This window comes from Streptomyces sp. NBC_00390 (genome assembly GCF_036057275.1).
GTDB lineage: Bacteria > Actinomycetota > Actinomycetes > Streptomycetales > Streptomycetaceae > Streptomyces.
In genome coordinates this window covers 4,971,179-4,996,887 of sequence record NZ_CP107945.1, presented here as the reverse complement: position 1 = coordinate 4,996,887, position 25,709 = coordinate 4,971,179, and the positions used below count along the sequence as shown (strand labels likewise).

Here is a 25,709-nt window from a genome sequence, read left to right as displayed (position 1 = left end):
TTGGTGGACCGGGAGCTCGTACGCGTACTGAGGCTTAGGCATGGAGGTGCCCTTCCGCGCTGCGTTCAGGGGATTGTCGGCATCGCCGGGGATTTGGGGATACAGCGCGCCAGGGATTCAATCATGCGATCGCTGCCGGCTTCAAGTGGCTTGAAAAATCGGGTCGTTGTGTTCCGCTTGTGACACGAGAGCACCGTTGGAGTGCTACCACCTGTGCGCGTATCGACGCTGCCGTGCGCGGGCCGGGACAAGAGACCTGGGCGTGGATCCTCCTGCAGCATCCGTGCTGGCGCGGAGGCGAGTCGAAGGCGCTGCCCTGACCGGCAGCCAAGGCCAACCATGCCAGTTGGTGTGCATCCCCGAGGCTGTGTCAGTGGCCTGATCTACGGTGTTGGTCATGGCACCTTCCGAGATCACGCGCGCGGGGATCCTGCGGGCGATTGCAGAGCACGACCGGCTCGGGCAGGGGGCGTTCCGTGACGCCTACGGCTACCGCGCGGCTATTACCTACCTACTCGTTCACGAGGGGCGGCAGTACGACTCCAAGGCCATAGCCGGCGTTGCTCACCTCTATGACTTCGGAAGTGCACTCAAGCCTTCACAGCTCAGTGGTGGCCTGAAGGGTGCGGTGGCTTGGCTGAGGAGGGAAGGCTTTACTGTCGTGGAGCCGCCTAAGACCTTCCAACGGCGGGTCGGGGACGTGCGGCCAGCACGTCGTGGGGTCCGTACGGCGTTGCACCGTCCCGTGCTTCTCCTCTGGGCTATCGGGCAGGCGTTGGCCGGGGCACCCCGTATGCGGCCCTGGTCGGTTACGCGCGATGTGGTGGCACCGCTGATGGAGAAATACGCCCACGTCGAGGATGGTGTGGACAGCACCCGGTATCCGTTTTGGGCGCTAGTGCGCGATGACTTGTGGACCGTGGGCCCCACGCAAGAGCTCACCCTCACCAGCCGGGGGCGACGGCCCACCCTGGAGTCCTTGAACCGGGTGGATCCGTCGGGTGGCCTACGCGAACATGACTACGCTCTGCTGCGGTCGCATCCTGACGCTGCGGCTGGAGCCGCGGCCGGACTACTCCTGCGCTACTTCTATCCCCTTTCCACCGGCTTGTTGAGGGACTTCGGCCTGCACGACTTGCTCGCCGGCAGGTGGGCGGATGCTCTACGCCCGCAGCTCGGTGAAAGCTTCAAGGACCGGGACGCCATCTGGCGCGCCCACGGCGGCCAGAAGATGGCAGGAATCGGATGCCTCGCCGACGGCATTCTAAGTGTCTTCTCGGACGACAAAGGTCCCTATGCCGACGGACGCATCCCGGACACAGACTGGATCGCCTACGTAGGAGACGGACTCTCTGGCGACCAGGAAATCACTGACGGCAACGAGCTCATGGCCGAGTACCAGGCTGCCGGCCGCCCACTGCGCTACTGGCACAAGCCGTTCCAGGGACAGTTCAGCTTCGAGACGTGGGCCGTCATCGCGCAACGCCGGCTCCGGTGGGGCGTCGGAGCCGATAAACAGCCTCGCCGAGAATTCCTCTGGGTACTAGCTCCCGTCCCCTCCCCAGAGCGCGAGACATGGCCCTCCGAGGTCCTGTCAGCACTGGACGCTGACACAGGTGAACTGCACGACGACACGGGCGACTACCGCCCAAGCGACCTCGATCCCGAAGCACATGACACCGAGGAGAGCGACGAGGACGCGTACAGGCGCCTGACACAGAACGCGGAAGCGAACGCCAAGCAACGAGGCCAGCTGAAGAAGCCGACACTCGCCGACCGCTACGTCCGCGACCCCAGCGCGAGAGCGGCAACCATCAAGCGCTGCAAGAACAGATGTGAGAGTCCTGAGTGCGCCGGCCACCCCACCGAGCGAACCACAGCCGGTCTGCCAATCTTGCAGGTCGACCACGTTCGAGACCTGGCCAAGGGCGGGCCTGATGTCCCCTGGAACATGATCGCTCTGTGCCCTAACTGCCACGCCCTCAAGACCTACGGCGAGAACAAGGAGAAGCTGCGACGCCTCCTCGCAGCCACGGCCCAGCGCCTCCACGCGGAGAAGCTCGGCTAGCGCCACGCACATGCTCCTGCCCCTGGATGCCTCGGGGGCAGGAGCCAGCACCCGGGGAACGGCTTTCAAGACCGGCCTCTGGGTGCTGCCGATCCAGTCTGTGACCTGGCTGTTTACCGTCAACAGGAGTCGGATATCGGCATGCTGGCCAGAAGGTGGCCGCGGCCGCAACTGGCGGACAGCTTCACACCGCAGCACTCGCCCGTGGGGGATGGACCTCGAAGCAGCGCAGGAGCCGAAGAACACCTCGGACATCACGCTGTCATACGGGCAGATCATCAGCGGGTGGGGCGGTACCGTAACAGACTGGTGACAGTGGGTACGGGGTGGCCTGCCAAGGAGGGGACCATGCAGTCCAGCGCGCGTAAGAAGACGATGAACCCAAGCGCGTACGTCGCGCTGGTCGAAGCGCTGACAGCGATCTTCTGGAACAAGAAGCCGTTCGAGATGTACGTCCGGGCAATGCTGAAGGATCACAGCGAGTTGCTGGCGCAGCTGGACTTCACAGCCACCAAACGCGAGGTGTCGGGCCAGCTTGCCAATCTCCTGCGAGCCAACGAAACCCGTTACCTCGATCTAACGGTTGCGCTCATGCTCGACATCGCCGAAATGGAGACCTTTCCGAACCTCGCCTCGCAGCCCGACAGTGAGATCATGGCGGCCAAGGCCATTTCTGCCGTAGCTGAGTTGAGGCGTTGGACTGCCAAACAGCGCGAAGTCATCGCGGAGCACGAGGCACACGCGGCCAGCATCACCGAGAGCGCGAAAAAGGCCCAGGATGGCCGCGCGTTCGCCCATGCCCACGAGGACCTGAAGCAGCGCTTCATGATGATGCACGGCGCCACCGATGTGCATCAAAGGGGCCGCGACTTCGAGGGCTTCATCAACGAACTCTTCGCCCTGTATGACCTTGAGCCACGGGCGTCTTACAGCCTGGATCACGAGCAGATCGATGGAGCATTCTCCTTTGACACGGACCATTACGTGCTCGAAGCCAAGTGGTGGAAAGAAAGAATCGGTCGGCCACTGTTGGATGTTTTCAAAACCAACATTGAGCGCAAAGGCAAGAACACGCTGGGTCTGTATATCAGCCTGAGCGGCTTCACTTCCGACGCCCTGGCGGTGTACAGCTATAGCACTCCATTCATCACGATGGACGGCCTCGACTTTATGGCCGTACTGGACCAGCGCATCCGGTTGAATGAACTCGTCCATCGAAAGAAGCGGCATGCGAGCGAGACTGGCCACTGCTTTATGCCCGTCGCAGAGATTCTTTCCGAGAGCGACTGAATAGCCGGCCTACACGACGCGTCGGCCGATAAAAGCAGCCGCCGTTTCTCGCTTTGCCGATTATTTGAACCTGATTTCACGGAGGCGACGTGATGGCACAGCATCAACCGGAAAGACCGACGACCGTGGCTGACGAGTTGCATTCTGAGATCGAGGTGCTTGTCAGTTTCATCAGGGATAAATATGAGAGGCATACGGATGACAATCCTTGCTACCCGCTCCTTTTCCAGGGTGGGCCCTCTAAGGCACACCAGAACCTGGGCTACGTCCACGGTAACGCCGTAGCTGGCTTGCAACGCGGCGATATCATCGGAGCTATACGGCAACGCGGGTGGCTTCACGCCCACGCCAGTCGGATGGGATACCGCGACGATCGCGCTAAGGAGTCGGCGAGTTTCGGGCACCACGCAAGCGACAGCGTCCCAACGGCCGACAAGGACCTGAAGCGGCCCGCCCCGCCACAGGTCCGTTTCCCACCTGTGGTCAACGGGATCGACTACCTCCGAAGTGTGGTCGATCATCTTACGGTGATGCCTGGACCTCGGCCGCGGGACCTCAAGTACGCCGTCCTGCACCTGTACGCAGCCACAGAGGTGCTACTCAAGGCCCGACTGAGCCTGGAGCACTGGGCTCTCATCTGGGCCAGTCCAAGGGACGCCAGCGTCAAAAGGAATCATGCTCGCGACTTCGAGAGTTGCGGAATAGATGAGGCCATCGACCGCCTCGACAGAGTCCTCGACATGCAGGTGAGCAGCGACGCTACTAAGGCAATAAACCGGCTCCGACGCAGTCGTAACCAACTTCAACATGACGGACTAACTCAACCGGCACCAGCGGTCGAGGCATCTGCCGCAGAAGTCCTTGACTTTCTCCTGACCTTCATCCACCAGCACCTTAAGCGCCACGTAGATTCTGAGCTTGAGCAGGAAATCGAGACGATTAAAGAGAAAGTGGGGGACATAAAATCCTTCGTACGGAAACGTGCTGAGCGCCTTCGTCGCGATCTCGAACCGAACCTCACTGTGCAGTGCCCAGACTGTGACGAGTTCGCCCTGGCTTCCGACGGAGATTGCTATGCAACGTGTCACTTTTGCGACGTCACTGCGGACGGTGCGAGCATGGCTCGTAAGTATGCAGAGATGATTCTGGGCCTGTCGGCTTACACTACGATGAAGGATGGTGCAGACCCTCCGGTGCTCGCCTGCGTGGCCTGTCCAGAGCTGGCTATGGTCGGCGGAGTGGAAACCTTTGCCGCCCACAAGAGAACGATAGACGAGAATGACGACCAGGAAGAGGTGGGGGGAAGCAGGGAAGCCAGTCAACCCTCTATGCAGTACCTGTGTTTCGGATGCTCGGGTACGTGGGATTCCACTGAACTGACCTCATGCTCTTACTGTGGTAACCCGCATGTACCTAATGAGGATGGCCCCGACCTGTGCCCTGACTGCGAGTCGAATTTCATCCGCCGCTTTTGATCGACAAAATTCATTGCGTTCCGTCAGGCGCTCGTCGATTATAGGTGCCCGGGAAGTCGCGTCGTGTTACACAATGCGGCTTGTGAAACCCTCAGCACGCAGACGCTCATACGCTGCTACGACGCCTGCGGGAATTTCCTGAGCGACCAAGAAACCCTGCTGCGGATAGACAACCAGTCGCTGCAGTGCTCCCACAAGCATGTCAATCACCAACTGGGAATTCCCGATCGAGTCCACGTAATCAGCCAGAGTCATTGGCGTCGACGCGCTCACAATTTCGACATCGGGCCACAGCTTGCGGGCTGTGGCGTAGGAACGGCGTTCCTCATACGGCTTGCTCACCAGCAACACAGACGAGACGCCGACGCCTGTCTCTGCGAGTAGTTCCCGCGAGAAGCGGATGTTCTCACCAGTGTTGCGAGCACGAGGTTCCACAAGTACGGCATCCCCGGGCACGCCCAACTCCAGCGCCCGCTCGCGGTAGTGCACCGCCTCGCCGCGCGGCATGCGGTCATGTGTCGTGCGACTGGTGGCTCCCGTGAAGACAATGAGCGGCGCCATCCCCCGTTTGTACAGATTGACCGTCGTGTCGGCCACGCCCAAGTCATGGCTCCCAAGACCGATGGCTACCGAGCACGGACGCGGTTCGTGGTGCATCTGGTTGAAGTCCCACAGGAGTTGGGCATCCGCCCACGACTGCTCCGAGATCACTGCCGCGCCTCCTAATCCCTTGCTGAGTCCGGCACCTGGAAGTCGTACTCCCACGCAAAGCGAGTGGCAGCGTGGACGCCGATCGCGAACTCCACCACCGTGCCGTCGGCCGTGAACGTAGTGCGGTGCAGCTCGACTACCCACTCGCCCGGTGTCAGCTGCAGGAGCTTCGCCTCATCCGCCGTGGGGACGCGCGCGAAGAGCTGCTCTCGCATGTGGTCGATCTCGTAACCGGCGTCGTACAGAACACGGAAGCCACCGCCGCGGCCGGCCGGACCAGGTTTGGGGTCCACGATGCGCGTGCCCTCGACATGGTCGGGCCGGTAGTAACTGGTCAAGGTATGCGTGGGCTGGTCGCCCTCCTTCACGAGCCGGGCGCGCGCGTATACGTCGGCACCGACAGGTAGGCCGTGGGCCTCTGCGACAGCCGGCGGGGCTGCGACGCGGGAGACGGTCTGCGTCTGCTCGCCGCGGCGATAGGCGCGTCCCGACGCCACCCGATCGGCGATGAACGCAACTTCGTCGCCGTCGCGCCACTTCGCCTTGTCGTACCGCGCGATGCCGAGCCGCTTCAGCGGAGCCTGCTGCCGCACGAGCGTTCCGTGACCGCGTGACGAGGTGATGAGCCCTTCCGCTTCCAGCGCCTTGTAGGCCGCGTGGACCGTGGATTTTGACCCCTCCCCGGCTTCGACGAGGTCTCTGATGTGGGGCAACTGCTGACCGGGCGCGTACTCACCCGACCTAATTCGGTCCGCCAGCTTGTCCGCCAGCTCCCGCCACTTCGGTGCCATTCGAGCCTCCTCTTGACGCGACCAGTGAAACACAGTCCCAGGACTGTTGACAGTCCTGGGACTGTGGGTGCAGTGTCTCACTAGCGACTCACGCAGTCCTAGGACTACGGAAGGCATGCATGGTCGTGCCGTGCTCTTAAGGGCCTTCTTTGGGCTGCTCAGGGGCGGTGCTCAACAACTGGACAGCGTGATCCACCGCAGCACCACGGCCGTGAAGTCGCCCGGCCGAGGCGAGTGGAGACCAGCCGACCGAGACCGGGCCCGCGTCACAACCGGGCCCCACACCCCGCGCAGGGGGACACGCCATCGGCTCTAAAGAACCGCGTGGCCGACATTGACGCCGCCTACGCCCCGGGAACCAGACCTCCCCAGGGTCAGCGGCACCACGCGAATCGGAGGTCTGAACAACGTCGCAGCACTCGCTGCGGCCGGTTGCCTCCGCTGCTCGTCTCGTACGAGCAGCGCCGAGGGGAGCCGGAACTACCGACTTCAACGGCGTGCGGCCCCGGTGCTGGAACACCGGGGCCGCTGTGTTGAGCCGTTCCTGTCTGAGAGGAACACGACTCATGAAGCACATCGGTGCTGTTCAGGCGCTTGTTACCGCCCCCGAATTCGACCGCGAGCCGACGGCCGCGGAGCTGGACGCGATCGAGAGCGAGATGCCGCTCATCACGGCAGAGGTCGAACTGCTCGACGCGCAGATCACCGCCATGGACCGGCCGGTGAACGAGCTGGACGCCCGCCGCGGGCGCCGGGCCCGCAATCGGGTGCTGGCCACGCGCCGGGACCTGACGAACCGCACAGCCAGCACGATGAGCCTGTCCGGGGGTGCGGCATGAACGCCAAGACTGTGTTGCCAGCCGTCGCGATGACGGCGGTGTCCATGGTGCTCACCCTCGCGGTGGTGGTGATGTGGCTGGGTGGGGCGGTGCCGTGGCCGGTCGCTCTCGTGGTCGGTCTTGGGATCGACGGTGGATGGCTCGCCACCCTCGCCTACGAACGCCGTCTCGCCGCGCAGGGCGACCACTCCACCGCCGTCACCGCAGTCGGTTGGTTCTTCGGTCTGGTCGCTACCGGGGTCCTGGTCGCCCACGCGCTCACCGCTGAGGAGTCCTCCGGTGCGTGGCTTGCGGTCGCCTGGTTGCCGGTGGCGGCTAAGGCTCTGTGGCTGGTGCACGGCCTGTGGGAGCGGACCGCGCTTACTCCTGGTGCGCTCGGGGCGATCCGGGGGATTCAGCAGGAGGCCCGCGACGAAGCGGCCGTGGCCCGCGCCCGGCTGCGGGCGGAGGCCGCCACCGAGGAGACTCGGTTGACGGCCGTGACGGCGGCCGGGGCGCGCGTCGCACGCGTTCAAGCGAGGACTGCACAGACGCTTTCGCGGGCGTGGTCGACGTTGGAGACGGCGCGGGACGGCGAGGACACCGGCAGGGCGTTGACCAGCGTGACGACCCGCGTCACGGCCGGTGTCGCACCGGCGTGGGAGCTGCCGGTCTGGGGGCCGACCGAACCCGTTTCCGTGCTCGCTCTGAGTGCGGCCCCGGCGCTCACGGATGCAGAGCTTGACCGGCTGGTTGACGAGATCCGGCACAGCGAGACCCCGGCACTGTCCTACCGGGAGATGGCCACCCGGTTCCGCGCAGCCGGCCACTCCGCATCCGAAGTCCGGCTGCGAGCTGCGTGGAAGCGCGTGGCCGCGTAATGGGCACGCTGCTCGTCTACCGGTGGCGGCTCGCTCCGGACGGCTACGCCACCCGCCGACAGCTGCGCGCCCTCGGGCTGCGGCCGGGCGGGCAGGACGTCGCCGCGCAGCTGGAACGGCCTCGGCGGCGCCGGGGTCCGTTGGTCGCCTACCTGTACCGCATTGACCGTGCTCTGCCGGTCCGGCCCATGACCCCTGGCCGCCGGGTGGCACTCGCCCGCGCCATGCAAGCGCGCCGCACCTGCTCCGCCTGCGGGCTCGATGCCGGATACGTCATTCCTGCCTCGCTCGGCACCTGCGTGCCGTGCGCCTATCCCGAAGGGACCACTGATGGAATCGCTGCCTGAGCCTGCCCGGGTGGTGCAGCTCCCGGACGGCACCTACACCTACGTCCAGGCCGACCAACTGCCCGCTGTGCCGCAGCCCTACGGCGGTCCGCAGGTCGTTCACCAGCACGTGCACCACGCGCCGCCGGACCGCACGGTGCAGCGCATCGCGCTCGGCTCCGGAGTCGGCGCCGGTGCTGTCGCTGCGGGCGTCTACTTCGGCCCGCTGCTCGTCGGCGTACTGACCGCCATGGCCGCGAACCTCGCCCTGCTCGCCCTGATCGCCTCCGTCTGCGCCTGGGGCGTCGTCACCGTCGTGAAGAGCGTCGGCGGCGCGGACGGCAAGGCCGCGGCGAAGAACATCGCCAAGGCCCGGCGCCGCCGCTGACGGCTGCCCGATCCGCCCGACACACGTGCGGGCGGTGAGGGGAGCCGGACAGCCCGGCCCCGGACGGGAGCAGAAGTGACCAGCCACGAATACCGCGAGCGCGCCGAGAAGCTACTGACCTTCAAGGACGACTTCCACAAGGTGCCCGAGGAGAACCTCACGCAGGCCGCCGTGTGGGCCCAGCTCGCCACCGCGGCCGCGATCGTCGAGGCCGCCGCGAAGGAGGCCGAGTGATGGCCCGTTACGAGAACGAACCGCGCCTAACTGCTGGCGAGAAGACCCAGGTCGCGTGGTACGTCGCCCGGATGGCCAAGCGCGGCATCGCCGGTGAGCGGGTCTACCAGGGCGACCTGGAACGCAAGGTCGAGCGGGTCATCGCCAAGGCCCGCAAGCGCGAAGAGCTCGACGAGAAGAAGAACAGCAACCGCAGGTAGCTGTGCCCCGGGGCGGTCGACAGCCGCCAAGCATCCCGGCCGCCCCGGGCCCCTGACCACCACTTCGAGCAGCAGGAGAGAGACCAGCATGACCGACGAATCCGCGGCCGCGCACCTGCGGCCCGTACCCGACATAGACCGCGACGACGACGCGCCGGCCGTGCCGGTGCCGGTCGACAACCCGGCGCTTCCCGACCCGAAGGTGAGCATCGAGAAGCGCAAGCCGGTGCTCGCCGGATGGCTCACCAACCGGCGCGACTTCCTCGCCACCGCCCGCCACGCGGGCGCGAACCTCGGCTACGCCGCCTTGTTCCATGGCGTCCGCGTCCCGGTATATGCGGGCCGCCTCGCACTGATGTCGCCCCGTGGCGCGTGCCGGTTCATCGCCTCCACCAACCGGTGGGTCTGGGACCGCGAGGCCGCCCCGCTGCGGGAGTTCGCCGTGCGCACCGAGGACGTCGAGGAGTACATGCGCCTGGCCCGCCTTCGGTCCGGACGCATCCGCCTGCGCGGGCTCGTCACGCTGGTCGCGGCCGTGTTCGGCGTCGGGTTCGCCCTCTACCTGTACGTCCTCGCGCCCGCTTTCCTGTACGCGTTCGCCGCCGGCGGCGTGCTCCTGCTCGGCATCGGCGGGCAGCAGCCCGACGCCCCGGTCGTCGGCCCTGCGGTGCTGAAGACGGAGGTGCAGAAGCTCACCGGCTCGATCGTGCTCCGGGGCCTGGATTCGATCGGGAACGCGAAGATCACCGCTGCCATTAAGAAGGGCGGCGACATGAACGGGCTCAAGTTCGTGTCCGAGATCGTGCGGGACGGGCCCGGCTACCGCGCGGATCTCGACCTGCCCTACGGCGTCACGCCCGAGGACATCATGGAGGCCCGCAAGCCCCTCGCGTCCGGCCTGCGCAGGAAGACCGGCTGCGTGTGGCCGTCGCCGGACCCCGAGCAGCACGAGGGACGTCTCGTTCTGTGGGTCGGGGACAAGCCGATGAACGAGACCACCAAACCCGCCTGGCCGCTCGCCAAGACCGGCACGGTGGACCTGTTCAAGCCGGTCGTGTTCGGCAACGACCAGCGCATGCGAGACGTCGCCGTCACCCTCATGTTCGCGTCCGTGGTCGTCGGCTCCATCCCGCGGATGGGCAAGACGTTCCTCATGCGGCTGTTCCTGCTCATCGCCGCCCTCGATCCGCGGGCCGAAGTCCACGCGTTCGACTTCAAGGGCACCGGCGACTTCGGCGCCCTGGAACCGGTCTGCCACCGCTACCGCGCCGGCGAGGAAGACGACGACATCGCCTACGTCCTCGAGACGCTGCGGGAGCTGAAAGAGGAACTGCGCCGCCGGGCGAAGGTCATCAAGTCCCTGCCGCGCACCCGCTGCCCGGAGTCCAAGGTCACCCCGGAACTCGCCGGTGACAAGACGCTCGGGCTGCACCCGATCGTCGTCGGCTTCGACGAGTGCCAGGTGCCCTTCGAGCACGAGGAGCACGGCAAGGAGATCGAGGCCATCTGCACCGACCTGGTCAAGCGCGGCCCCGCCCTCGGGATCGTGGCCATGTTCGGCACCCAGCGCCCCGACGCGAAGTCCCTGCCCACCGGCATCAGCGCCAACGCCGTGCTCAGGTTCTGCCTCAAGGTCATGGGGCAGCCCGCCAACGACATGGTCCTCGGCACGTCCATGTACAAGTCGGGGTACCGGGCCACGATGTTCTCCCGGTCGGATCGGGGCATCTGCTGGATGGCCGGCGAGGGCGACGACCCCCGCATCGTCGCGTCCGCGTTCGTCGACGCGGTCGCCGCCGAACGCATCGTCGCCCGCGCCCGCCAGGCGCGCGAGGAGTACAGCAACGTCACCGGCCACGCCATCGGCCACGGCCCCGAGAAGACCAACGGGTCGGACATCCTCACCGACGTCCTCGACGTGATCGCGGACGGCGAGAAGTCCGTGTGGTGCGAGCGCATCGCCACCCGTCTCGCCGCAGCCCAGCCCGACACCTACGGCGGGTGGCAGGGCGAGAACGTCACCGCCGCACTCAAGCCCTGGGGCATCAAGCCCGGCCAGGTCTGGGGCCAGACCGACGACGGCGAGGGCGCCAACCGGCGCGGCATCAAGCGCGCCGAGGTCACCGCTGCCATCACTCGCCGTAACGCCGATCGGGCCGCCGCATAGGCCCAGCAAGGTTGCTAGACCTAGCACCCGCGCCCGCTAGGTCTAGCAACCCCACTAGCAACCCATGGGTCCGCTGATCAGCCAACTAGCGCCTAGCGGTCCACCTGCGCAAACCCCCGAAACCCGCCCCTGAGAAGGGATGTGAGCCCTCGTGGCTCTCGCTAGCCTCGCCGTCCCGCTGATCCTCGCCGGTTACGCAGCGTTGTGTGCTCTCAGCCCGTTCGGACCCTGCCGCAAGTGCCGCGGCACCGGCATCCGCACCGCCCGCAAGACCGTCAAGGCATGCCGCCGCTGCCGAGGACAACGCCTCCGGCTCCGCATCGGCCGCCGCCTGCTCAACACCAGCCGCGACATCCAGCGCGTCGGCACCCGACCCCACCGACCCACCATCCGCCCCTGACCGGAAGGGAGGTCACGGCATGGCCGTGACCGTCTCGCTCGTCCTGCTCTTCGGCCTGGTGCTCTTCTTCCTGCTCCGCTCCCACAGCCTCAGTGCCGGGAGCGCGTTCACCGCCGCCGGGTTCGGCTTCTTCCTCGCCTCCACCGGCGCCGCTGAACCCATCAACAACCTCGCCGACGCCGTCATCAACGCCATCCCGAACCTGTAGGAGGTTCGCCATGCCCCGACTGCGCATCCGCCAGGTCACCTTGCCGCGCCGCGCGCTGGTCCTGGCCGACACCCCGCGCCCCAACTGCACTGAGTGCGCAGGGGAGGGCGGCTTCGAGCACGACTACGGCGACTACGAGACCGGCGAATACGCCGACACCGACTGGGAGCCCTGCCACTGCTGGAACGAGACCCGCCAGTGGACCCTGCTCTCGCTTCCGCGCCTGCCGCGTCGCCGACGCGCGCATCCCGACCCGTGGGGCCCCGGCGGCTACAGCGACGAACCGCCCTTCTGACAAGCCGAGAGCGGCCCACATCCGACCAAGAACCGGGGCCGCTCTCGTCTGCCAGCACTCTCTCAGAACTGGAGACATCCAGCATGACCCATGACCGCAAGTCCGCGCTGCTCGCCGCAGCGCTCGATGCCGCCGCCCTGGGGTGGCCGGTCCTGCCGCTGCGGCCCGGCGGCAAGCGCCCCGCGCTGCACGGCGAGGACGCCTGCACCCGCTCCGGCGACTGCTCGAGCGGGCACGTGAAGTGGGAGCAGCGCGCCACCACCGACCCAGACCGCATCCACGCCGCGTGGACGGCCGGCGCGTTCAACGTCGGCATCGCCACCGGCCCCGCCGGACTGCTCGTCATCGACCTCGACAAGCCCAAGACCAACAGCAATGCGGACACGCCTTGCGGCGTGACGACCTTCAAGGCGCTCTGCGAGCGCACCGGGCAGGCAGTGCCCACCACCCGCACGATCCGGACCGCGAGCGGCGGAATGCACCTGTACTTCACCGTCCCCGCCGGGTCCCGGCTCGTGAACAGTGCGGGCACCCTCGCGGCGCTCGTCGACACCCGCGCGCACGGCGGCTACGTCGTCGCCCCCGGCAGCATCACCCCCGCCGGGACGTATGCGGTCGTCGACGACCGGCCGCCCGCTCCGCTCCCGGAATGGCTATACGCCCGCCTGACGAGCCGTCAGGCGACGCGGGCACTAACGGCGGCGCCTGTCGCGTCGCGGTCCTCTCGCTGCGCCACAGCCGCGTTGAACGCCGAAATCGCCGCCGTCGCCGCCGCGAGTGAGGGCGGACGCAACGCGCGGCTGCTCGCCGGGACCCGCGCGGTGGGGCGGTTCGTCGCGTGGGGCGAGATCCCCCGGCAGGTGGTTGAAGAGGCTTTTCAGGGGGCGGGCGAGGCTGCCGGACTCCCGCCGGCCGAGTGCCGCGCCACCATCAGCAGCGCGCTCAACTGGTCCATCCGCACCGCCCGGCCCCGGGAGACGGCATGACCACGAGGCCCCGTCCCCCCGCCCTGAAACGCCTGCCCGTCAACACCGGCCAGGCGCCGGCCGCCGAACAGCCGGTCATCATCACCGGCATCATGCCGGGCCTGCACATCCGCATGGTCATGTCCCCGCCGGTCGCGGACTGGCTCTGCCGCTGCGGCCACCACGAATGCGCCCGGGGCCGCGCAGCCGTCATCGAACTCACCATGCGGGTCCGCGTCTGGCACTGCCCGCATGCCGCCGACGAGCAGACCGCCCCGGCTCCCGCGGGCGCGAAAGTCGCCGCCCGCAAGGGCGTCCTTTCTGCTCTTCGTCCTGACCCGCACCCGACCCCCGCCGGAACGGTGGACAGGAGGGCCGCCGCATGACCGCCACCAACGCCACGGTGCCCGCCATCGACGGGGCCGCCCTGCTCGATGAGGTCGAAACGTTCCACCGGCGCTTCAACGTCTTCCCCACGCAGGCCGCCTACGTCGCGGTCGCCCTGTGGGACGCACACGCGCACCTACTCGACTGCTTCGACTCCACCCCGCGTCTGGCGTTCCTGTCCCCAGAACCAGGGTCGGGTAAGTCCCGTGCGCTGGAGATCGTGGAAACCCTCGTGCCGCGTCCGATGGTGGCGGTGAACGCATCCGCCGCCGCCTTGTTCCGCGCGGTGTCCGGCCCGGACGGGCGGCCCTCGATCCTCTTCGACGAGATCGACACCATCTTTGGGCCCAAGGCCGGGGACAACGAAGAGCTGCGCGGCTTCCTGAACGCTGGACACCGCCGCACCGGGGTCACCTACCGGTGTGTCGGGGACAGCCAGACCGTGACGCCGTTCCCCTCCTATGCGGCCGTCGCCGTCGCCGGACTCGGCTCCCTGCCGGACACGATCCTGACCCGCTCCGTCATCATCCGCATGCGCAGGCGGGCCAGGAACGAGAAGGTCGAACCCTTCCGCGCCCGGCTTCACGAGAAGGAAGGCGTCGCCCTGCGCCAACGCCTCGCCACGTGGGCCGAGCAGGCCCACGGCTGGGTCATGGGAGCCTGGCCGGAGATGCCCGAAGGAGTCTCCGACCGGCCCGCCGACGTGTGGGAACCACTGCTCGCCGTCGCAGACGCCGCCGGGGGAGACTGGCCCCGACGGGCCCGCGCCGCCTGCGTCGAACTGGTCAAGGCATCACAGGTCAACGACAAAGGCAGCCTGGGCGTCCGGCTGCTCACCGACCTCCGCGACCACGTGATGATCGGGGTGGACCGGCTGCCCACCATCGCGATCCTCGACCGCCTCAACTCCCTCGACGACGCCCCGTGGGCCGACCTCAACGGCAAGCCCCTCGACAACCGGCGCCTGTCCCGGATGCTCGGTGAGTACATGACCGCCGACAACGAACCGATCGCCTCCCGCAACATCCGCACCACCGGCGGCGTCCTCAAGGGCTACTACAGCGAAGACCTCACCGACGCATGGCAGCGCTACTGCGCCCCCGCTCCTGAGAGTCCGCTACTCCCGCTACAGCCGCTACAGCCCAGCTCACAGGCACAAAACCTGTAGCGGCAATCCCCGATGTAGCGGCCACGGCCCGCGCGCCACGAAACGGCCGTAGCCGCTACATCCGACCTATCCGCTACACAAAACCTGCCGCTGACCTGCCATGTAGCGGCGTAGCGGATGTAGCGGACCTCAGAGGGGGAGGGACAACCTCCCGGAGCGAGGAGACACCACCATGGCGTCCGTCACAAGCACGTTGCGAGCCGGGCTCCCGGACCGCTACCTCACCCCCGACAACATCGCCGAACTGTTCGACGTGCCCCTGGAGACCGTCTACCAGTGGCGCAAGAAGCGCACCGGCCCGCCCGGATTCCGCGTCGGCAAACACCTCCGCTACGACCCCGCCGCCGTCCAACGCTGGACCACCGAACGCATGGCCGCCGACATGGCCGCTTGACCAACCTCAGACCGAGCACCCCGCAGGGCGACGCCACCAGGCGTCGCCCTGCGGGCCATTTCAGGAGACGCGAGAACACATGGCAGGCCACATCCAAGACCGCTGGTACAAGACCGAGACCAACCCCGACGGCAAGGCCCGACGGGTCAAGACAGACCGCCACGGCACCGGGATGCGCTATCGCGCCCGCTACGTGGGTCCGGACGGTACCGAGAAGAGCAAGTCCTTCCCCGATCGCCAGAAGCGCATGGCCGAGAAATGGCTCACCGAGACTGCCGCTGACATGTCACGCGGGCAGTACATCGACCCTCGCGCCGCGCGCATCACTTTCCAGCAGTTCGCGGAGAAGTGGGTTGCGACTCACACTACTGAGATCAACAGCCGAGAAGCGGCCCAGCGTCGGCTGCGGCTGCACGCCTACCCGTACATCGGTACGCGACCGATTGCCTCGTTCCAGCCCGGTCACATCCGCGCATGGCTCGGGGAGCTCGAAGCCAACGTTCCTTCCGCCTCGCACCGTCGAATCATCTTCGGCACCGTCTCAGCAGCGCTCAGCGCGGCTGTGGACGACGCCCTGCTCCCGAAGAACCCCTGTCAGGCACGCTCGGTGCAGACGCCGAAGGGAAGCCAGCCCCGTGTCACTCCGTGGACTGCAAAGCAGGTGCTCTCTGTCCGTGGAGCGCTGCCCGAGCATCTTCGCGCGACCGTCGATGTCGGGAGCGGCTGTGGACTACGTCAAGGCGAGGTGCTCGGGCTTTCCGAAGACGAGTTGGACTTTGATGGCGGATGGGTCGCCAAACGGCATCAGCTGAAGCGGATTCGCGGAACGTTTGTGTTCGCCCCACCGAAAGGTGGCAAGACCCGGGACGTTCCACTCCCCCGCTCCGTCGCAGATGCCATCCTCACGCACTCCGAGAAGTATCCGCCGATCAAGGTCACCCTGCCGTGGCGCACACCCGATGGGCCGACGGTGACAAAGGCCCTCATTTTCAGCGGTTCCACCGGAGACTTCGTGCGCGCAAACCACTTCGACGACCACATGTGGAAGCCCGCCCTCGCTACCGCCGGCATCATCCCCTGGCCCGAGAAGGGCCAGCGGTACGCAGCAGCGCGCGAGCACGGCATGCATGCGCTGAGGCACTTCTACGCGTCCGTGCTTCTGGACGCCGGCGAAAACATCCGGGCCCTGAGTCAGTACCTCGGTCACTCGGACCCGGGTTTCACCCTGCGGACCTACACACATCTGATGCCAAGCAGCGAAGGCCGTACCCGCAAGGCAGTGGACAATCTCTTCCAGATCTATCGAGCCTTATCGGGTGACAGGCTCGCCAACTGACGGCTAATCACGACGAGGGTTGCCTTGCAGCCCGTCCAGGCAGCCGTCGTGCCAACCCTCTTGCTGAAGCTCACCGTCACTGATGTAAACAGCCGAGGCAGCGTGATTGCAGCGTCGCTGCGCTTCCTGCCGATCGGAGGAATAGAGGCCCCGCTGATTCATCTCGCGGCCATCCTCGTACCCCTGGGCGTAGCCAGGCAGATCGATGCGTGGCGTCTCCTCACTGCCCATGTCAGCCAAAGCTCCCCCAACTATCACCACGAGGGCGAGCACCGCGGCTGCCATCATGATTCGCCCAGCCGTTCGGTCGCGAAGTGTCGGGGGCAGGAAGCCCTGCCACCTGTAGTGAGGGGATGTCATCAGGCTCTCCCGTCATCGCGGTCCTTGCCGCCGCACTTTGCAGCGGCACCATTGTGTCGGGATTGCTTGCCAATCTGGATGCCAAGCTGACCACAGCGGGCCTGCCGCTCCGCCAGACTAGGTGCTCCATCGGCCCGGGGGCCCGGGCTCATGCACGCCACCGGAGGGGAAGCATCATGTCGCACAGGGATCGAGAGCTAATGCTTGAGCTGATGAGTCTGCCTCTCCCGACGATCAGACTCTCCTTGCACAGTCTGCGCCTGAACTTGGGGCATCAGCGCTTGGGGTCACGGGTGGTTGAAGACATCTCCCGTGAGCTGCACGAGCGGGGGAAGCGTCACCTGCCAGCCCGAATTCCTCGGGACCAGAGCCGACACATCCTGATCTGGACAGCCGGTCAGCCAGGTACTGAGATCCTTGATCTGACCCTGCGGCTCGACGCAGCGGCAGCCGGGAGCGAGCTGACGGATGCCGACCTGGAGTTGCTCGAAGCGACTATCAGGCTTGCAGAACGAGCGGCCATGGAAGAAGAAGAAGAAGCTGCCTAACGCTTGCCTCTGCCAGGCGGGTCCTGTCACCGGCCCGCCACGCGCCCGTCAGGCGAACGTTGGCGGTCCCGGCACCACATGCGTATGGCGGCCCCAAGAGTTGCGGCCCAGAGACGGCCCACGGGGAGTGAAACGGCCCAGCCAGTAACGAAAGACCTGGTCAGGGCTGCGTCCAACCAAAAGGCGAGACTTCATCTACTTCTATCCGATCTACACCGGCCAGACGATCCCGCTCGACGAGTGGCGCAACCGGATGTGGCTGGACACCTGGGTCTAGCAGGGACGACGACGGGCCCGGCGCCTCAGGGCACCGGGCCCGCCCACGATGTCGCGGGATCCGCACCGTGATCCCGCAGCCCGCCGACCAAGCTGCGAACCGCAAACGTCCGGGCAGCCACGGAGGCCGTCCGCCGGCCTCGACCGCGAGGCATACAAGCGACGCAGTACCGTCGAACGCTGCATCAACAAGCTCAAACGGTGGCGCGGCCTGGCCACCCGCTACGACAAGACCGCGACCGTCCACCTCGCCGGAGTCCACACCATCTTCATCCGGTCAGCGAGGTGATCCCAAAGGAAGGACCTGGCTAGAGCTTTGCGATGTCCTTGTGGATCACTTCAACCCCGCCGTCGTGGTAAGCGGCCAGGCGCACCTTGAGCTGATGACCCTTGGGCGCCTTGATGATCCGGTCGAGCGTCTCCCCCATGCTGCCGCCGTAACACGGAGGCTCGGAGTTGAGGGCGGTCCAACCGTCCCCCACGTCCTTCGGGTCGTTCCACTCCACCCAGACGCAGTCGCGCTCGCCGGAGTAGGCCTGCAGCGAAATGATCTTGACCGAGTTCACCGCACCGTCGACGTGTTCATAGGTCACAGTCGCGGAACTGTGGTGGAGGCCGGCACCGGCCTCCAGGTTGACCGTGCTGACCAAGGTGTCGGCAGCAGCCGGAGCCGCTCCTCCCGCTACCGTCGCGGCCACGACCGCGACGGTGACAGACAGGGCAGGTAAGCGCATGATCCATCTCCACAAAGCTAGTTGAGGAAGTCTCACCTTGTGAGACCGACTTCCGCGGGAGACGCGAAACCTCCGGCTTCACCGTCACGTGACGAGAGCCTCGGAATTGTCCCGCCTCCCAGAACGCCCTCACCCTTTCGCGGAGCAACGGCCGAGCGCCTCGGTGAAACCACTTAATTCGACTACGTAAGCGCGCGTTAACCGCGGCATTCAAAGACGGCCTCGCCGGACGGTGCGGGTGGCGCGGTTCGGGCAAGATCCGGAAGGGGAGGGCCCGGCCGGGACGACGGCGCGACCGTTGCCGTGCCACAGACACCGTGAGAACGCATGTGGCCGGATGTTCCGGCACCCGGTCCCGGGTCGCGGTCGGATAACGACCAACTCTCCTGTCACTCCTGCCCCGTAGAGTCGAACGAACTCTGGGGAGGGGACTGCAGTCATGCGCAGTGGAGCGAAGGTCGCCGTCATCGGCGGCATATTTGCCGTGGTCGCGGGGGGCGTCGGCTACGGGGGCTACAACCTGTTCAACGGGCTGACCGGCAGCGGGGACGGGCCGGGGACCACGGCCGGGTCCACGACGAAGAAGACCGGGCCGCCCAGAGCGGACGAGATCGAGACGACCGCGAAGGACTTCCTCGCGGCATGGGCCGCGGGGAAGGGGCCCGAGGCCGCACAGCTGACCAACAACGCGGCCGACGCCGAGCCGCTGCTGACGGGGTACAGCACGCAGGCCCATGTGTCCGACGCGGTGATCACGCCGGGGCCCGCGGTCGGCGCGAAGGTGCCGTTCACGGTCAAGGCGACGGTGACGTACGAAGGCAAGAGCAAGCCCTTGACGTACGACTCCGAGCTGACCGTGGTGCGCGGGCTGACCACGGGCAAGGCACTGGTGGACTGGCAGCCGTCCGTCGTCCACCCGAAGCTGACCAAGGGCACCTCGCTGACCACCGCCGGGGCGTCGGCCCCGCCCATCAAGGCGGTCGACCGCAACGGTGTGGAGCTGACGAGGGAGAAGTACCCCTCGCTCGGCCCGGTCCTGGACGCCTTGCGCGACAAGTACGGCGACAAGGCGGGCGGGACGCCGGGCATCGAGCTCGCGATCACCTCGGCGGACCAGAACGTGCCGGACCGGACGCTGCTGACACTGTCCAAGGGCAAGGAGGGCAAGCTCCAGACCTATCTGGACGCCAAGGTCCAGGCAGCCGCCGAACAGGCGGTGAAGAAGCACGGCAAGGCCTCGGTCGTGGCCATCGAACCCGGCACCGGCCGGATCCGGGCGGTCGCCAACACACCGGCGGAGGGCTTCAACACGGCGCTGCAGGGCGCACAGGCGCCGGGCTCCACGATGAAGATCGTGACGACCGCGATGATGCTGGACAAGGGGCTGGTGAGCGGCCCGGACTCGCCGGTCAAGTGTCCGCCGACGGTCACCTGGGAGCGCGAGTTCCACAACCTCAAGGACTTCTCCATCCCGGGCGCGACACTTCGGCAGGCCTTCGCCCGCTCGTGCAACACCGCCTTCATCAAGCCGGTCAAGCCGCTGGGCGGCAACGCGGGTACAGCGCTGGGCGAGACCGCCCAGAAGTACTTCGGCATCGGCCTGGAGTGGCAGACCGGGGTCGTGACCCGGGACGGGTCGGTGCCCGAGTCGACGGGCGCGGAGACCGCCGCCTCGTACATCGGCCAGGGCAGGATCCAGATGAACGCCCTCAACATGGCGTCCATCGCGGCGACCGTGAAGGGCGGGGGGTTCAAGCAGCCGGTGATCGTCCCGCTGGCCCTCGACGGCCGCGAGCCGGCCACCGCCCGGCCGATGCCGGCCGGGATGGCCCAGACCCTGCGGCAGTTGATGGGCGCCGCCGCGCGGGGTGGGACGGCGACCACCGCCATGGCCTCGGTCGGCGGGAACAAGGGCGCGAAGACCGGTTCTGCGGAGGTCGACGGTCAGGGCAACTCCAACAGCTGGTTCACCGGCTACACCGACGGCCTCGCCGCGGCCGCCGTCGTCGACTCCGGCGGGCACGGGGGCGACGCCGCCGGCCCGGTCGTCGCCCAGGTGCTGCGCGCGGGCTGACGGCCAAGGACCGGAACCGACTCGCATGGCCCGTACAGCTACCGCTAGCGTGCGGGCCATGAGCACTCACGACACCGCCGGCGCCCATCCCCGTTTCGCCGAGGCTCTGCGCGAGCTCGGGCTGGACGTACCGGTTCGGCGCTTCCCCGACGCCACGCGCACCGCGGCGCAGGCGGCCGAGGCCATCGGCTGCGATGTCAGCGAGATCGTCAAGTCGCTGATCTTCGCGGCGGACTCGGTGCCGGTACTGGTCCTGATGGACGGCTCGTCCCGGGTGGACGTCGAGCGGGTGCGCCACGAACTGGGCGCGGAGTCGGTGAAGCGCGCCGCCGCCGATCTGGTGCGGGAGACGACCGGCTACGCGATCGGGGGCGTACCGCCGTTCGGCCACCGTACGCGGACCCGGGTGCTGGCCGACCGGGCGCTGCTCGACCACGACGTGGTGTGGGCCGCGGCCGGGACCCCGCACACGGTCTTCCCGCTCGACCCCAAGACGCTGATCGCACACGCGGGCGGCACGCTGGTGGACGTTCGCGAGCGCACGGCGTGACGGTCTGGGTCACCGCGGCGGTCCTGACGGCGGCGGTCACGCACGCCGGATGGAACGCCATGGCGCACACCATCAAGGACCAGGTGATCGCCTTCACCTTGATCGCCGGCGGCGCCGCGGTGATGGGAGCGCTGCTCGCCCCCTTCGTACCGTTCCCGCAGGCGGGTGCGTGGCCGTATCTGATCGTCTCCGCGCTGGTGCACGTCGGCTACCAGGCGCTGCTGATGCGGTCGTTCAGCCTCGGTGACTTCGGCCAGATGTACCCGATCGCCCGCGGTACGGCTCCGCTGGTGGTGACCGTCCTCGCGGCGCTGTTCGTCGACGAGCGGATCGGCGGCTGGCAGCTGGCGGGGGTGGTCCTCGCCTCGGCGGGCCTGGTGGGGCTCGCGCTGTGGGGCATCCTCCCCCTGGGCCCAGGGGCCCGGGAGGTACCCCCACCCCTGGGCGCAGGGGCCCGGGAGGTACCCCCACCCCTGGGCCCAGGGGCCCGGGAGGTACCCCCACCCCTGGCCCGGGAGGTACCCGCGGGCGGCCGGGGACGGCGCCCGCGCTGGCCGGCGCTGCTCGCCGCTGTCGCGACCGGCCTGTCGATCGCCGCGTACACGGTCGTCGACGGGGTGGGCGTGCGCGCCTCGGGTACGCCGATCGGCTACGTCACCTGGCTGTTGCTCCTGCAGGGCACGCTGGTGCCCGCATACGCGCTGTACGTCCACCGGGGCGCCCTGGGGGCCAGGCTGCGCCCGTATCTGGCACGCGGCCTGCTCGGTGCGGCCATGTCGATGGCGGCGTACGGCCTGGTGCTGTGGGCGCAGACCCGGGCCCCGCTCGCGCCGATCGCGACGCTGCGCGAGTCGTCGATCATCGTGGGCGCGGCGATCGGGGCGCTGCTCTTCAAGGAGCGCTTCGGCCTGCCCCGGATCGCGGCGGCGGCGCTGATGGTGGTCGGCATCGGCCTGATGCTCAAGGCGAGTTGACGGTCGGCGGACGACGGCGGGCAGGGTGATCGCCCCGGCGGTGCCCGTCGTGACCGCGGCGGCGGCGCCCGGCCGCCGGTGGCCACCCTGGTCCGGGACGAACCGCAGAGCACCCAGTGGGCGTCCTCTCCCCCGTGGTCACGATCTCTCACTGGACACGTCAGCTGGTCCGCTTCGGCCTGCTGCAGGCCCGCTGCTGCGCCTTCGCCGTCGCCCTCGTCGCCGGTATCGCGGTCTCGGGTCTGCTGCCCGAACTGCCCGTCGCGCGCTACGACCTGGTGCTGCTGTACGGGATCGGGCTTGCGGTGCTTGCCAGGAAGGTGGGGTGGGACAGCGCACGCGACACCGCGGTCATCGCCGGGTGCCATCTGATCGGGCTGCTCTTCGAGCTGGTGAAGGTGCGGATGGGCTCGTGGAGCTACCCGGAGGAGGCGCTGACCAAGGTCGCGGGCGTGCCGCTGTACGGCGGCTTCCTGTACGCGGCCGTGGGCAGCTACGTCTGCCGCGCCTGGCATCTGTTCGATCTGCGGCTGGACCGCTACCGCCCGCGGATCATGGCGGTTCTGGCCGGTGCGGTCTATCTGAACTTCTTCAGCCACCACTGGCTGCCCGACGTCCGCTGGGCGCTGGCGGCGCTGCTGCTGTGCGCGACCGCAGGGACCTGGGTGCGCTTCCGGGTGGGCGAGCACGACTACCGGATGCCGCTCGCGCTGTCGTTCGTGCTGATCGGGTTCTTCCTGTGGGTGGCGGAGAACATCGCGACCTACGCGGGCGCCTGGAGCTACCCGGACCAGCTGGCGGGCTGGCAGCCGGTGTCGGTGGCGAAGTTCGGGGCGTGGGCGCTGCTGATCACGGTCACTTTCGTGCTGGCGGCGGGGGCGGGGCGTGCGCAGGGCGCCGCGCGGCCGGCCTAGGCCCTGTCCGGGCGATCTTCGAGGATCAGCCTGCGGCGTCAGATGCGGTGCATCGCAAGGCGGAGGATCGCCCTCGTACTGGACGTACTTGGGCGACTCCGACAACACAGCGAGGTGCCGTAGCTGTCGCCGCGGGCCCGACAAGATCGCCCGGACAGAGCCTCTAGCGGTCGTCGTCCTGTTCGGCCGCTTCCGCGGCGAGCGCCTGCTGGAATCCCGTGTTGACCGCGAGCAGCCCTCCGTCCACCCGCAGTGTCGTGCCGGTGATCCAGGCCGCGTCCCGCGAGGCGAGGAACGCCACCGCCGCCGCGATGTCCTCGGGCTCGCCGACCCGGCCGAGCGGGTAGAGGCGGCTCAGCGTCTCGAGGGCCGCATCGCGGCCCTCCCAGGCACGGGTACGGATCGTGCCCGGCGTGACCTGGTTGACGCGCACTCCGCGCGGTGCGGCGTCTCCTGCCAGGGTGCGGGTGAGCGAGGCGAGGCCTGCCTTGGCCGCGCTGTAGGCGTGGTTGCCGAAGTCCTGTTCACCGTTGACGGAGCCGATGTTGACGATCGCGCCGCGGCCGCCCGCCGCCAGGTGCGGGAGTGCGGCGCGGGCGCACCGGAAGGCGCCGGTCAGGCAGATGTCCAGGTCCCGGTGCCAGGTGTCGTCCGGCTCGTCCTCGAAGCGAGGAGTGTCCGTGCCGCACGAGAAGGCGTTGTTGACGAGCACGTCGAGGGCGCCGAAGCGCCGCACGGCGTACGCGACGGCCGCCTCGACCGACTCGCGGTCCGCGACGTCGCAGCGGAAGGAGTCGGCGCCGGGGATCTCCCCGGCGGTCTTCGCCGCGCACTCCGCGTCGACGTCCGCGATCAGGGCCCGGGCGCCCTCGGAGGCGAGTCTGCGCGCGATCGCGGCGCCGATGCCGCGGGCCGAGCCGGTGACCAGGACGCCGTATCCCTCGAATCGCTTCACAGCACGGAACGTACCGCCCGGACGAGCGCCTGGGCACGGGGATCGGCGGTAACTCCCTTGCGCATGCCGTTGGTCACGTAGCCCAGTGCGATGCCGGACCCGGGGTCGGCGAAGCCGAGGGAGCCGCCGCGTCCGGGGTGGCCGAAGGAGCCGGGGCCGAGCAGCGGCGACGCGGGGCCGTGCAGCATGAAGCCGAGGCCGAAGCGGGTGGGGACGAACAGCACCTTGTCGGGGCCCGCGGACTCCTCGGTGCGGGCGAGGGTGAGCGTGGCGGGGGCGAACAGCCGGTGGCCGCCGTCGACCGCGCCGATCGTCGCGGCGTAGAAGCGGGCGAGCGCACGAGCGGTGGAGATGCCGTTGGAGGCGGGGAGTTCGGCGGCCCGGTAGGCGGGGTCGTTCTCGTCGGGCAGCGGGTGGATGGCCTCGAAGGCGCGGCGGGTCAGGGACGCGGGGTCGCCGTAGGCCTCGGTGACCGCGCGCTTGGGCCGGAGCTTCAGACCGCCGCCCTCGGCGGTGGCGGGCTCCTCGACGGGGCCGATCCGGCCGACCCGGTGGGCCTCCTCAAGCGGCAGTCCTGTCCAGAAGTCCAGGCCGAGCGGGCCGGCTATCTCCTCGGCGACCCAGCGGCCCATGCTGCGGCCGGTGACCCGGAGGACCAGCTCGCCGAGCAGCCAGCTGTAGGTCTGTGCGTGGTAGCCGTGGGTGGTGCCGGGCTCCCAGGCGGGGCGCTGGGCCGCGAGCGCCGCGGGTCCGGTGATGCTGTCCTCGGCCTCTGCGGGCGTGAGCGGGCGGTCCAGTACGGGCAGCCCGGCGCGGTGCGAGAGCAGCTGGCGTACGAGGACCCGCTCCTTGCCGGCCGCCTTGAACTCGGGCCAGTAGGTGCCGACCGGGGCGTCCAGGTCGATCTGGCCGCGCTGGTGGAGCAGCAGGACCACGGCCGCGGCGACGCCCTTGGTGGCGGAGCGGACGATCTGCGCGGTGTCGAGAACCCAGGGCTCGGTGCCGTCGACGTCCCGCGTACCGGCCCACAGGTCGACGACCTTGCGGCCGTCCCGGTAGACGGCGACTGCCGCGCCGCGCTCGCCGCGCTGCTCGAAGTTGCGCACGAAGGCGTCCCGGACGGCTTCGAAACCGTCCGCCACCGTGCCGCGCACGTCCACCGGCGCACCGTGTGCGCCCACCGTGCCGTGTGCGTCCACCGGCGCACCATGTGCGCCCACCGTGCCGCGTACGTCCACCGCCCGGTCGCCGGCGTCCGTCACCGTGCCGCGGGCCACCGTCATGAGATCGTCGTGGGCGGCCATCGCGTCTGTACTCCCGCTCATCCCCCCATGGTGCAACGTGGTTCCGAGCGCCCTGCCCCCGGGGGCGGGCTCAGCTCAGCACGATGGAGACGTCGATGTTGTCGCGGGTGGCGTTGGAGTACGGGCAGACCTCGTGTGCCGCGGACACCAGCCGCGTCGCCAGCTCCTGGTCGACCAGCGGCAGGGAGACGCTGAGCGCGACGGCCAGCCCGTAGCCACGCGCCTTGTTGGGGCCGATACCCACCTTGGCGGCGACGGTGGACCCGGTCAGGTCCAGGCCGGCCCGGCGCCCGACGAGGACCAGCGCATTGTGGAAGCAGGAGCTGTAACCGGCCGCGAACAGCTGCTCAGGGTTGGTGCCCTTGCCGTCGCCGCCGAGCGCGGGCGGCATGGCGAGGCGCAGCTCGATCTGTCCGTCATGGCTGGTCACATAGCCGTCACGACCGCCGTGCGCGGTGGCCTCCGCCACGTACATGATCTTCGTAGGCCGGCTGTCGAGTTGCTCGCTCACGATGCGT

The 25,709-nt window shown here is 68.1% G+C and carries 30 protein-coding genes; 23 read left to right on the top strand and 7 right to left on the bottom strand.

The genetic code is table 11. From position 1 onward, the window contains the following. The first annotated feature begins 397 nt into the window (after window positions 1-397). The 3 genes from OHS70_RS22050 to OHS70_RS22040 all read left to right on the top strand — a co-directional run bounded on the left by OHS70_RS22050 (window position 398) and on the right by OHS70_RS22040 (window position 4,833). Window positions 398-2,068, top strand: coding sequence for an HNH endonuclease signature motif containing protein (locus OHS70_RS22050; RefSeq protein WP_328399659.1), 1,671 nt, complete (start codon window positions 398-400; stop codon window positions 2,066-2,068). A gap of 348 nt (window positions 2,069-2,416) precedes the next feature. Further along, the gene (locus OHS70_RS22045; protein WP_328399657.1) at window positions 2,417-3,358 is read left to right on the top strand and encodes a restriction endonuclease; all 942 of its coding nucleotides are present in this window, start codon (window positions 2,417-2,419) and stop codon (window positions 3,356-3,358) included. A 125-nt stretch (window positions 3,359-3,483) separates the two neighbouring features. Continuing rightward, window positions 3,484-4,833 carry a hypothetical protein gene (locus tag OHS70_RS22040; RefSeq protein WP_328399655.1) on the top strand — a complete coding sequence of 450 codons (1,350 nt, stop codon included), beginning with the start codon at window positions 3,484-3,486 and terminating at the stop codon, window positions 4,831-4,833. A 66-nt stretch (window positions 4,834-4,899) separates the two neighbouring features. Here OHS70_RS22040 and OHS70_RS22035 read toward each other — a convergent pair whose 3' ends face one another. Both OHS70_RS22035 and OHS70_RS22030 read right to left on the bottom strand, forming a co-directional pair. Next, window positions 4,900-5,544: a YdcF family protein gene (locus tag OHS70_RS22035; RefSeq protein WP_328399653.1), complete on the bottom strand. Its 645-nt coding sequence runs from the start codon at window positions 5,542-5,544 to the stop codon at window positions 4,900-4,902. A gap of 11 nt (window positions 5,545-5,555) precedes the next feature. Next, complete coding sequence (locus tag OHS70_RS22030) at window positions 5,556-6,335, bottom strand: GntR family transcriptional regulator (RefSeq protein ID WP_328399651.1); 780 nt, start codon at window positions 6,333-6,335, stop codon at window positions 5,556-5,558. 566 nt (window positions 6,336-6,901) lie between these two features. Between OHS70_RS22030 and OHS70_RS22025 the strand changes: the two genes are divergently transcribed. The 15 genes from OHS70_RS22025 (at window position 6,902) to OHS70_RS21955 (ending at window position 16,502) form a co-directional block, all read left to right on the top strand. Beyond that, complete coding sequence (locus OHS70_RS22025) at window positions 6,902-7,174, top strand: DUF6284 family protein (protein WP_328399649.1); 273 nt, start codon at window positions 6,902-6,904, stop codon at window positions 7,172-7,174. Beyond that, window positions 7,171-8,034 (top strand): protein spdB, encoded by an 864-nt coding sequence (locus tag OHS70_RS22020; RefSeq protein WP_328399647.1) that lies wholly within the window; start codon window positions 7,171-7,173, stop codon window positions 8,032-8,034. The genes OHS70_RS22025 and OHS70_RS22020 overlap by 4 nt, the downstream gene beginning before the upstream one ends. Then, window positions 8,034-8,381, top strand: coding sequence for an RRQRL motif-containing zinc-binding protein (locus OHS70_RS22015; protein ID WP_328399645.1), 348 nt, complete (start codon window positions 8,034-8,036; stop codon window positions 8,379-8,381). Before OHS70_RS22020 ends, OHS70_RS22015 begins: the two co-directional genes overlap by 1 nt. Continuing rightward, window positions 8,365-8,748 (top strand): DUF6251 family protein, encoded by a 384-nt coding sequence (locus tag OHS70_RS22010; RefSeq protein ID WP_328399643.1) that lies wholly within the window; start codon window positions 8,365-8,367, stop codon window positions 8,746-8,748. The genes OHS70_RS22015 and OHS70_RS22010 overlap by 17 nt, the downstream gene beginning before the upstream one ends. A gap of 75 nt (window positions 8,749-8,823) precedes the next feature. Next, on the top strand, window positions 8,824-8,982 hold the full coding sequence (locus tag OHS70_RS22005; RefSeq protein WP_328399641.1) for a hypothetical protein: 159 nt from the start codon (window positions 8,824-8,826) through the stop codon (window positions 8,980-8,982). After that, entirely contained in the window at window positions 8,982-9,182 is a 201-nt protein-coding gene (locus OHS70_RS22000; RefSeq protein WP_328399639.1) for a DUF6257 family protein, read from the top strand. Before OHS70_RS22005 ends, OHS70_RS22000 begins: the two co-directional genes overlap by 1 nt. Before the next feature lie 88 nt (window positions 9,183-9,270). Then, the gene (locus OHS70_RS21995; protein ID WP_328399637.1) at window positions 9,271-11,349 is read left to right on the top strand and encodes a cell division protein FtsK; all 2,079 of its coding nucleotides are present in this window, start codon (window positions 9,271-9,273) and stop codon (window positions 11,347-11,349) included. A 151-nt stretch (window positions 11,350-11,500) separates the two neighbouring features. Beyond that, a complete protein-coding gene (locus tag OHS70_RS21990; protein ID WP_328399635.1) occupies window positions 11,501-11,749 on the top strand; it encodes a hypothetical protein in 249 nt (82 codons plus the stop codon). A 19-nt stretch (window positions 11,750-11,768) separates the two neighbouring features. After that, window positions 11,769-11,957, top strand: a complete 189-nt coding sequence (locus OHS70_RS21985; RefSeq protein ID WP_328399633.1) for a hypothetical protein — start codon at window positions 11,769-11,771, stop codon at window positions 11,955-11,957. 10 nt (window positions 11,958-11,967) lie between these two features. After that, a complete protein-coding gene (locus OHS70_RS21980; protein ID WP_328399631.1) occupies window positions 11,968-12,252 on the top strand; it encodes a hypothetical protein in 285 nt (94 codons plus the stop codon). An 83-nt stretch (window positions 12,253-12,335) separates the two neighbouring features. Next, the gene (locus tag OHS70_RS21975; RefSeq protein ID WP_328399629.1) at window positions 12,336-13,238 is read left to right on the top strand and encodes a bifunctional DNA primase/polymerase; all 903 of its coding nucleotides are present in this window, start codon (window positions 12,336-12,338) and stop codon (window positions 13,236-13,238) included. Beyond that, entirely contained in the window at window positions 13,235-13,603 is a 369-nt protein-coding gene (locus OHS70_RS21970; protein ID WP_328399627.1) for a hypothetical protein, read from the top strand. Before OHS70_RS21975 ends, OHS70_RS21970 begins: the two co-directional genes overlap by 4 nt. Next, window positions 13,600-14,772, top strand: a complete 1,173-nt coding sequence (locus OHS70_RS21965; RefSeq protein ID WP_328399625.1) for a DUF3631 domain-containing protein — start codon at window positions 13,600-13,602, stop codon at window positions 14,770-14,772. The genes OHS70_RS21970 and OHS70_RS21965 overlap by 4 nt, the downstream gene beginning before the upstream one ends. Window positions 14,773-14,944: 172 nt before the next feature. Continuing rightward, window positions 14,945-15,166, top strand: coding sequence for a helix-turn-helix domain-containing protein (locus tag OHS70_RS21960; RefSeq protein ID WP_328399623.1), 222 nt, complete (start codon window positions 14,945-14,947; stop codon window positions 15,164-15,166). Between the two features lie 79 nt (window positions 15,167-15,245). Next, window positions 15,246-16,502, top strand: a complete 1,257-nt coding sequence (locus OHS70_RS21955; RefSeq protein WP_328399621.1) for a tyrosine-type recombinase/integrase — start codon at window positions 15,246-15,248, stop codon at window positions 16,500-16,502. Between the two features lie 3 nt (window positions 16,503-16,505). Here the strand turns inward: OHS70_RS21955 and OHS70_RS21950 are convergent, their stop codons facing one another. Continuing rightward, window positions 16,506-16,733, bottom strand: coding sequence for a hypothetical protein (locus OHS70_RS21950; protein WP_328399619.1), 228 nt, complete (start codon window positions 16,731-16,733; stop codon window positions 16,506-16,508). Window positions 16,734-17,062: 329 nt separating this feature from the next. Here OHS70_RS21950 and OHS70_RS21945 point away from each other — a divergent pair, with 329 nt between their 5' ends. Then, on the top strand, window positions 17,063-17,410 hold the full coding sequence (locus OHS70_RS21945; protein ID WP_328399617.1) for a hypothetical protein: 348 nt from the start codon (window positions 17,063-17,065) through the stop codon (window positions 17,408-17,410). Window positions 17,411-17,994: 584 nt separating this feature from the next. Here the strand turns inward: OHS70_RS21945 and OHS70_RS21935 are convergent. Then, window positions 17,995-18,384: a hypothetical protein gene (locus OHS70_RS21935; protein ID WP_328399615.1), complete on the bottom strand. Its 390-nt coding sequence runs from the start codon at window positions 18,382-18,384 to the stop codon at window positions 17,995-17,997. 475 nt (window positions 18,385-18,859) lie between these two features. Between OHS70_RS21935 and OHS70_RS21930 the strand changes: the two genes are divergently transcribed. The 4 genes from OHS70_RS21930 (at window position 18,860) to OHS70_RS21915 (ending at window position 22,932) form a co-directional block, all read left to right on the top strand. Next, window positions 18,860-20,494, top strand: a complete 1,635-nt coding sequence (locus tag OHS70_RS21930; RefSeq protein ID WP_328399613.1) for a penicillin-binding transpeptidase domain-containing protein — start codon at window positions 18,860-18,862, stop codon at window positions 20,492-20,494. A gap of 58 nt (window positions 20,495-20,552) precedes the next feature. After that, window positions 20,553-21,044: a YbaK/EbsC family protein gene (locus tag OHS70_RS21925; RefSeq protein ID WP_328399611.1), complete on the top strand. Its 492-nt coding sequence runs from the start codon at window positions 20,553-20,555 to the stop codon at window positions 21,042-21,044. After that, a complete protein-coding gene (locus OHS70_RS21920) occupies window positions 21,041-22,018 on the top strand; it encodes an EamA family transporter (protein WP_328399609.1) in 978 nt (325 codons plus the stop codon). The genes OHS70_RS21925 and OHS70_RS21920 overlap by 4 nt, the downstream gene beginning before the upstream one ends. A gap of 134 nt (window positions 22,019-22,152) precedes the next feature. After that, a complete protein-coding gene (locus OHS70_RS21915) occupies window positions 22,153-22,932 on the top strand; it encodes a DUF817 domain-containing protein (protein ID WP_328399607.1) in 780 nt (259 codons plus the stop codon). Between the two features lie 163 nt (window positions 22,933-23,095). On the opposite strand, the gene OHS70_RS21910 is transcribed toward OHS70_RS21915, so the two are convergent. The 3 genes from OHS70_RS21910 to OHS70_RS21900 all read right to left on the bottom strand — a co-directional run bounded on the left by OHS70_RS21910 (window position 23,096) and on the right by OHS70_RS21900 (window position 25,666). Then, on the bottom strand, window positions 23,096-23,887 hold the full coding sequence (locus OHS70_RS21910; protein WP_328399605.1) for an SDR family NAD(P)-dependent oxidoreductase: 792 nt from the start codon (window positions 23,885-23,887) through the stop codon (window positions 23,096-23,098). After that, window positions 23,884-25,047, bottom strand: a complete 1,164-nt coding sequence (locus OHS70_RS21905) for a serine hydrolase domain-containing protein (protein WP_328405818.1) — start codon at window positions 25,045-25,047, stop codon at window positions 23,884-23,886. Before OHS70_RS21905 ends, OHS70_RS21910 begins: the two co-directional genes overlap by 4 nt. A 214-nt stretch (window positions 25,048-25,261) precedes the next feature. Next, a complete protein-coding gene (locus OHS70_RS21900) occupies window positions 25,262-25,666 on the bottom strand; it encodes an organic hydroperoxide resistance protein (protein WP_328405816.1) in 405 nt (134 codons plus the stop codon). Window positions 25,667-25,709 lie beyond the last annotated feature (43 nt).

Coding starts and splice junctions, on each gene's coding strand:
- OHS70_RS21960 (WP_328399623.1), top strand. CDS start 14,945: ATGGCGTCCGTCACAAGCACGTTGCGAGCCGGGCTCCCGGACCGCTAC.
- OHS70_RS21975 (WP_328399629.1), top strand. CDS start 12,336: ATGACCCATGACCGCAAGTCCGCGCTGCTCGCCGCAGCGCTCGATGCC.
- OHS70_RS21925 (WP_328399611.1), top strand. CDS start 20,553: ATGAGCACTCACGACACCGCCGGCGCCCATCCCCGTTTCGCCGAGGCT.
- OHS70_RS22025 (WP_328399649.1), top strand. CDS start 6,902: ATGAAGCACATCGGTGCTGTTCAGGCGCTTGTTACCGCCCCCGAATTC.
- OHS70_RS22020 (WP_328399647.1), top strand. CDS start 7,171: ATGAACGCCAAGACTGTGTTGCCAGCCGTCGCGATGACGGCGGTGTCC.
- OHS70_RS22045 (WP_328399657.1), top strand. CDS start 2,417: ATGCAGTCCAGCGCGCGTAAGAAGACGATGAACCCAAGCGCGTACGTC.
- OHS70_RS21950 (WP_328399619.1), bottom strand. CDS start 16,733: ATGGGCAGTGAGGAGACGCCACGCATCGATCTGCCTGGCTACGCCCAG.
- OHS70_RS21945 (WP_328399617.1), top strand. CDS start 17,063: ATGCTTGAGCTGATGAGTCTGCCTCTCCCGACGATCAGACTCTCCTTG.
- OHS70_RS21900 (WP_328405816.1), bottom strand. CDS start 25,666: ATGTACGTGGCGGAGGCCACCGCGCACGGCGGTCGTGACGGCTATGTG.
- OHS70_RS21970 (WP_328399627.1), top strand. CDS start 13,235: ATGACCACGAGGCCCCGTCCCCCCGCCCTGAAACGCCTGCCCGTCAAC.
- OHS70_RS22030 (WP_328399651.1), bottom strand. CDS start 6,335: ATGGCACCGAAGTGGCGGGAGCTGGCGGACAAGCTGGCGGACCGAATT.
- OHS70_RS22015 (WP_328399645.1), top strand. CDS start 8,034: ATGGGCACGCTGCTCGTCTACCGGTGGCGGCTCGCTCCGGACGGCTAC.
- OHS70_RS22010 (WP_328399643.1), top strand. CDS start 8,365: ATGGAATCGCTGCCTGAGCCTGCCCGGGTGGTGCAGCTCCCGGACGGC.
- OHS70_RS21995 (WP_328399637.1), top strand. CDS start 9,271: ATGACCGACGAATCCGCGGCCGCGCACCTGCGGCCCGTACCCGACATA.
- OHS70_RS22050 (WP_328399659.1), top strand. CDS start 398: ATGGCACCTTCCGAGATCACGCGCGCGGGGATCCTGCGGGCGATTGCA.
- OHS70_RS22000 (WP_328399639.1), top strand. CDS start 8,982: ATGGCCCGTTACGAGAACGAACCGCGCCTAACTGCTGGCGAGAAGACC.
- OHS70_RS21965 (WP_328399625.1), top strand. CDS start 13,600: ATGACCGCCACCAACGCCACGGTGCCCGCCATCGACGGGGCCGCCCTG.
- OHS70_RS21930 (WP_328399613.1), top strand. CDS start 18,860: ATGCGCAGTGGAGCGAAGGTCGCCGTCATCGGCGGCATATTTGCCGTG.
- OHS70_RS21980 (WP_328399631.1), top strand. CDS start 11,968: ATGCCCCGACTGCGCATCCGCCAGGTCACCTTGCCGCGCCGCGCGCTG.
- OHS70_RS21955 (WP_328399621.1), top strand. CDS start 15,246: ATGGCAGGCCACATCCAAGACCGCTGGTACAAGACCGAGACCAACCCC.
- OHS70_RS21985 (WP_328399633.1), top strand. CDS start 11,769: ATGGCCGTGACCGTCTCGCTCGTCCTGCTCTTCGGCCTGGTGCTCTTC.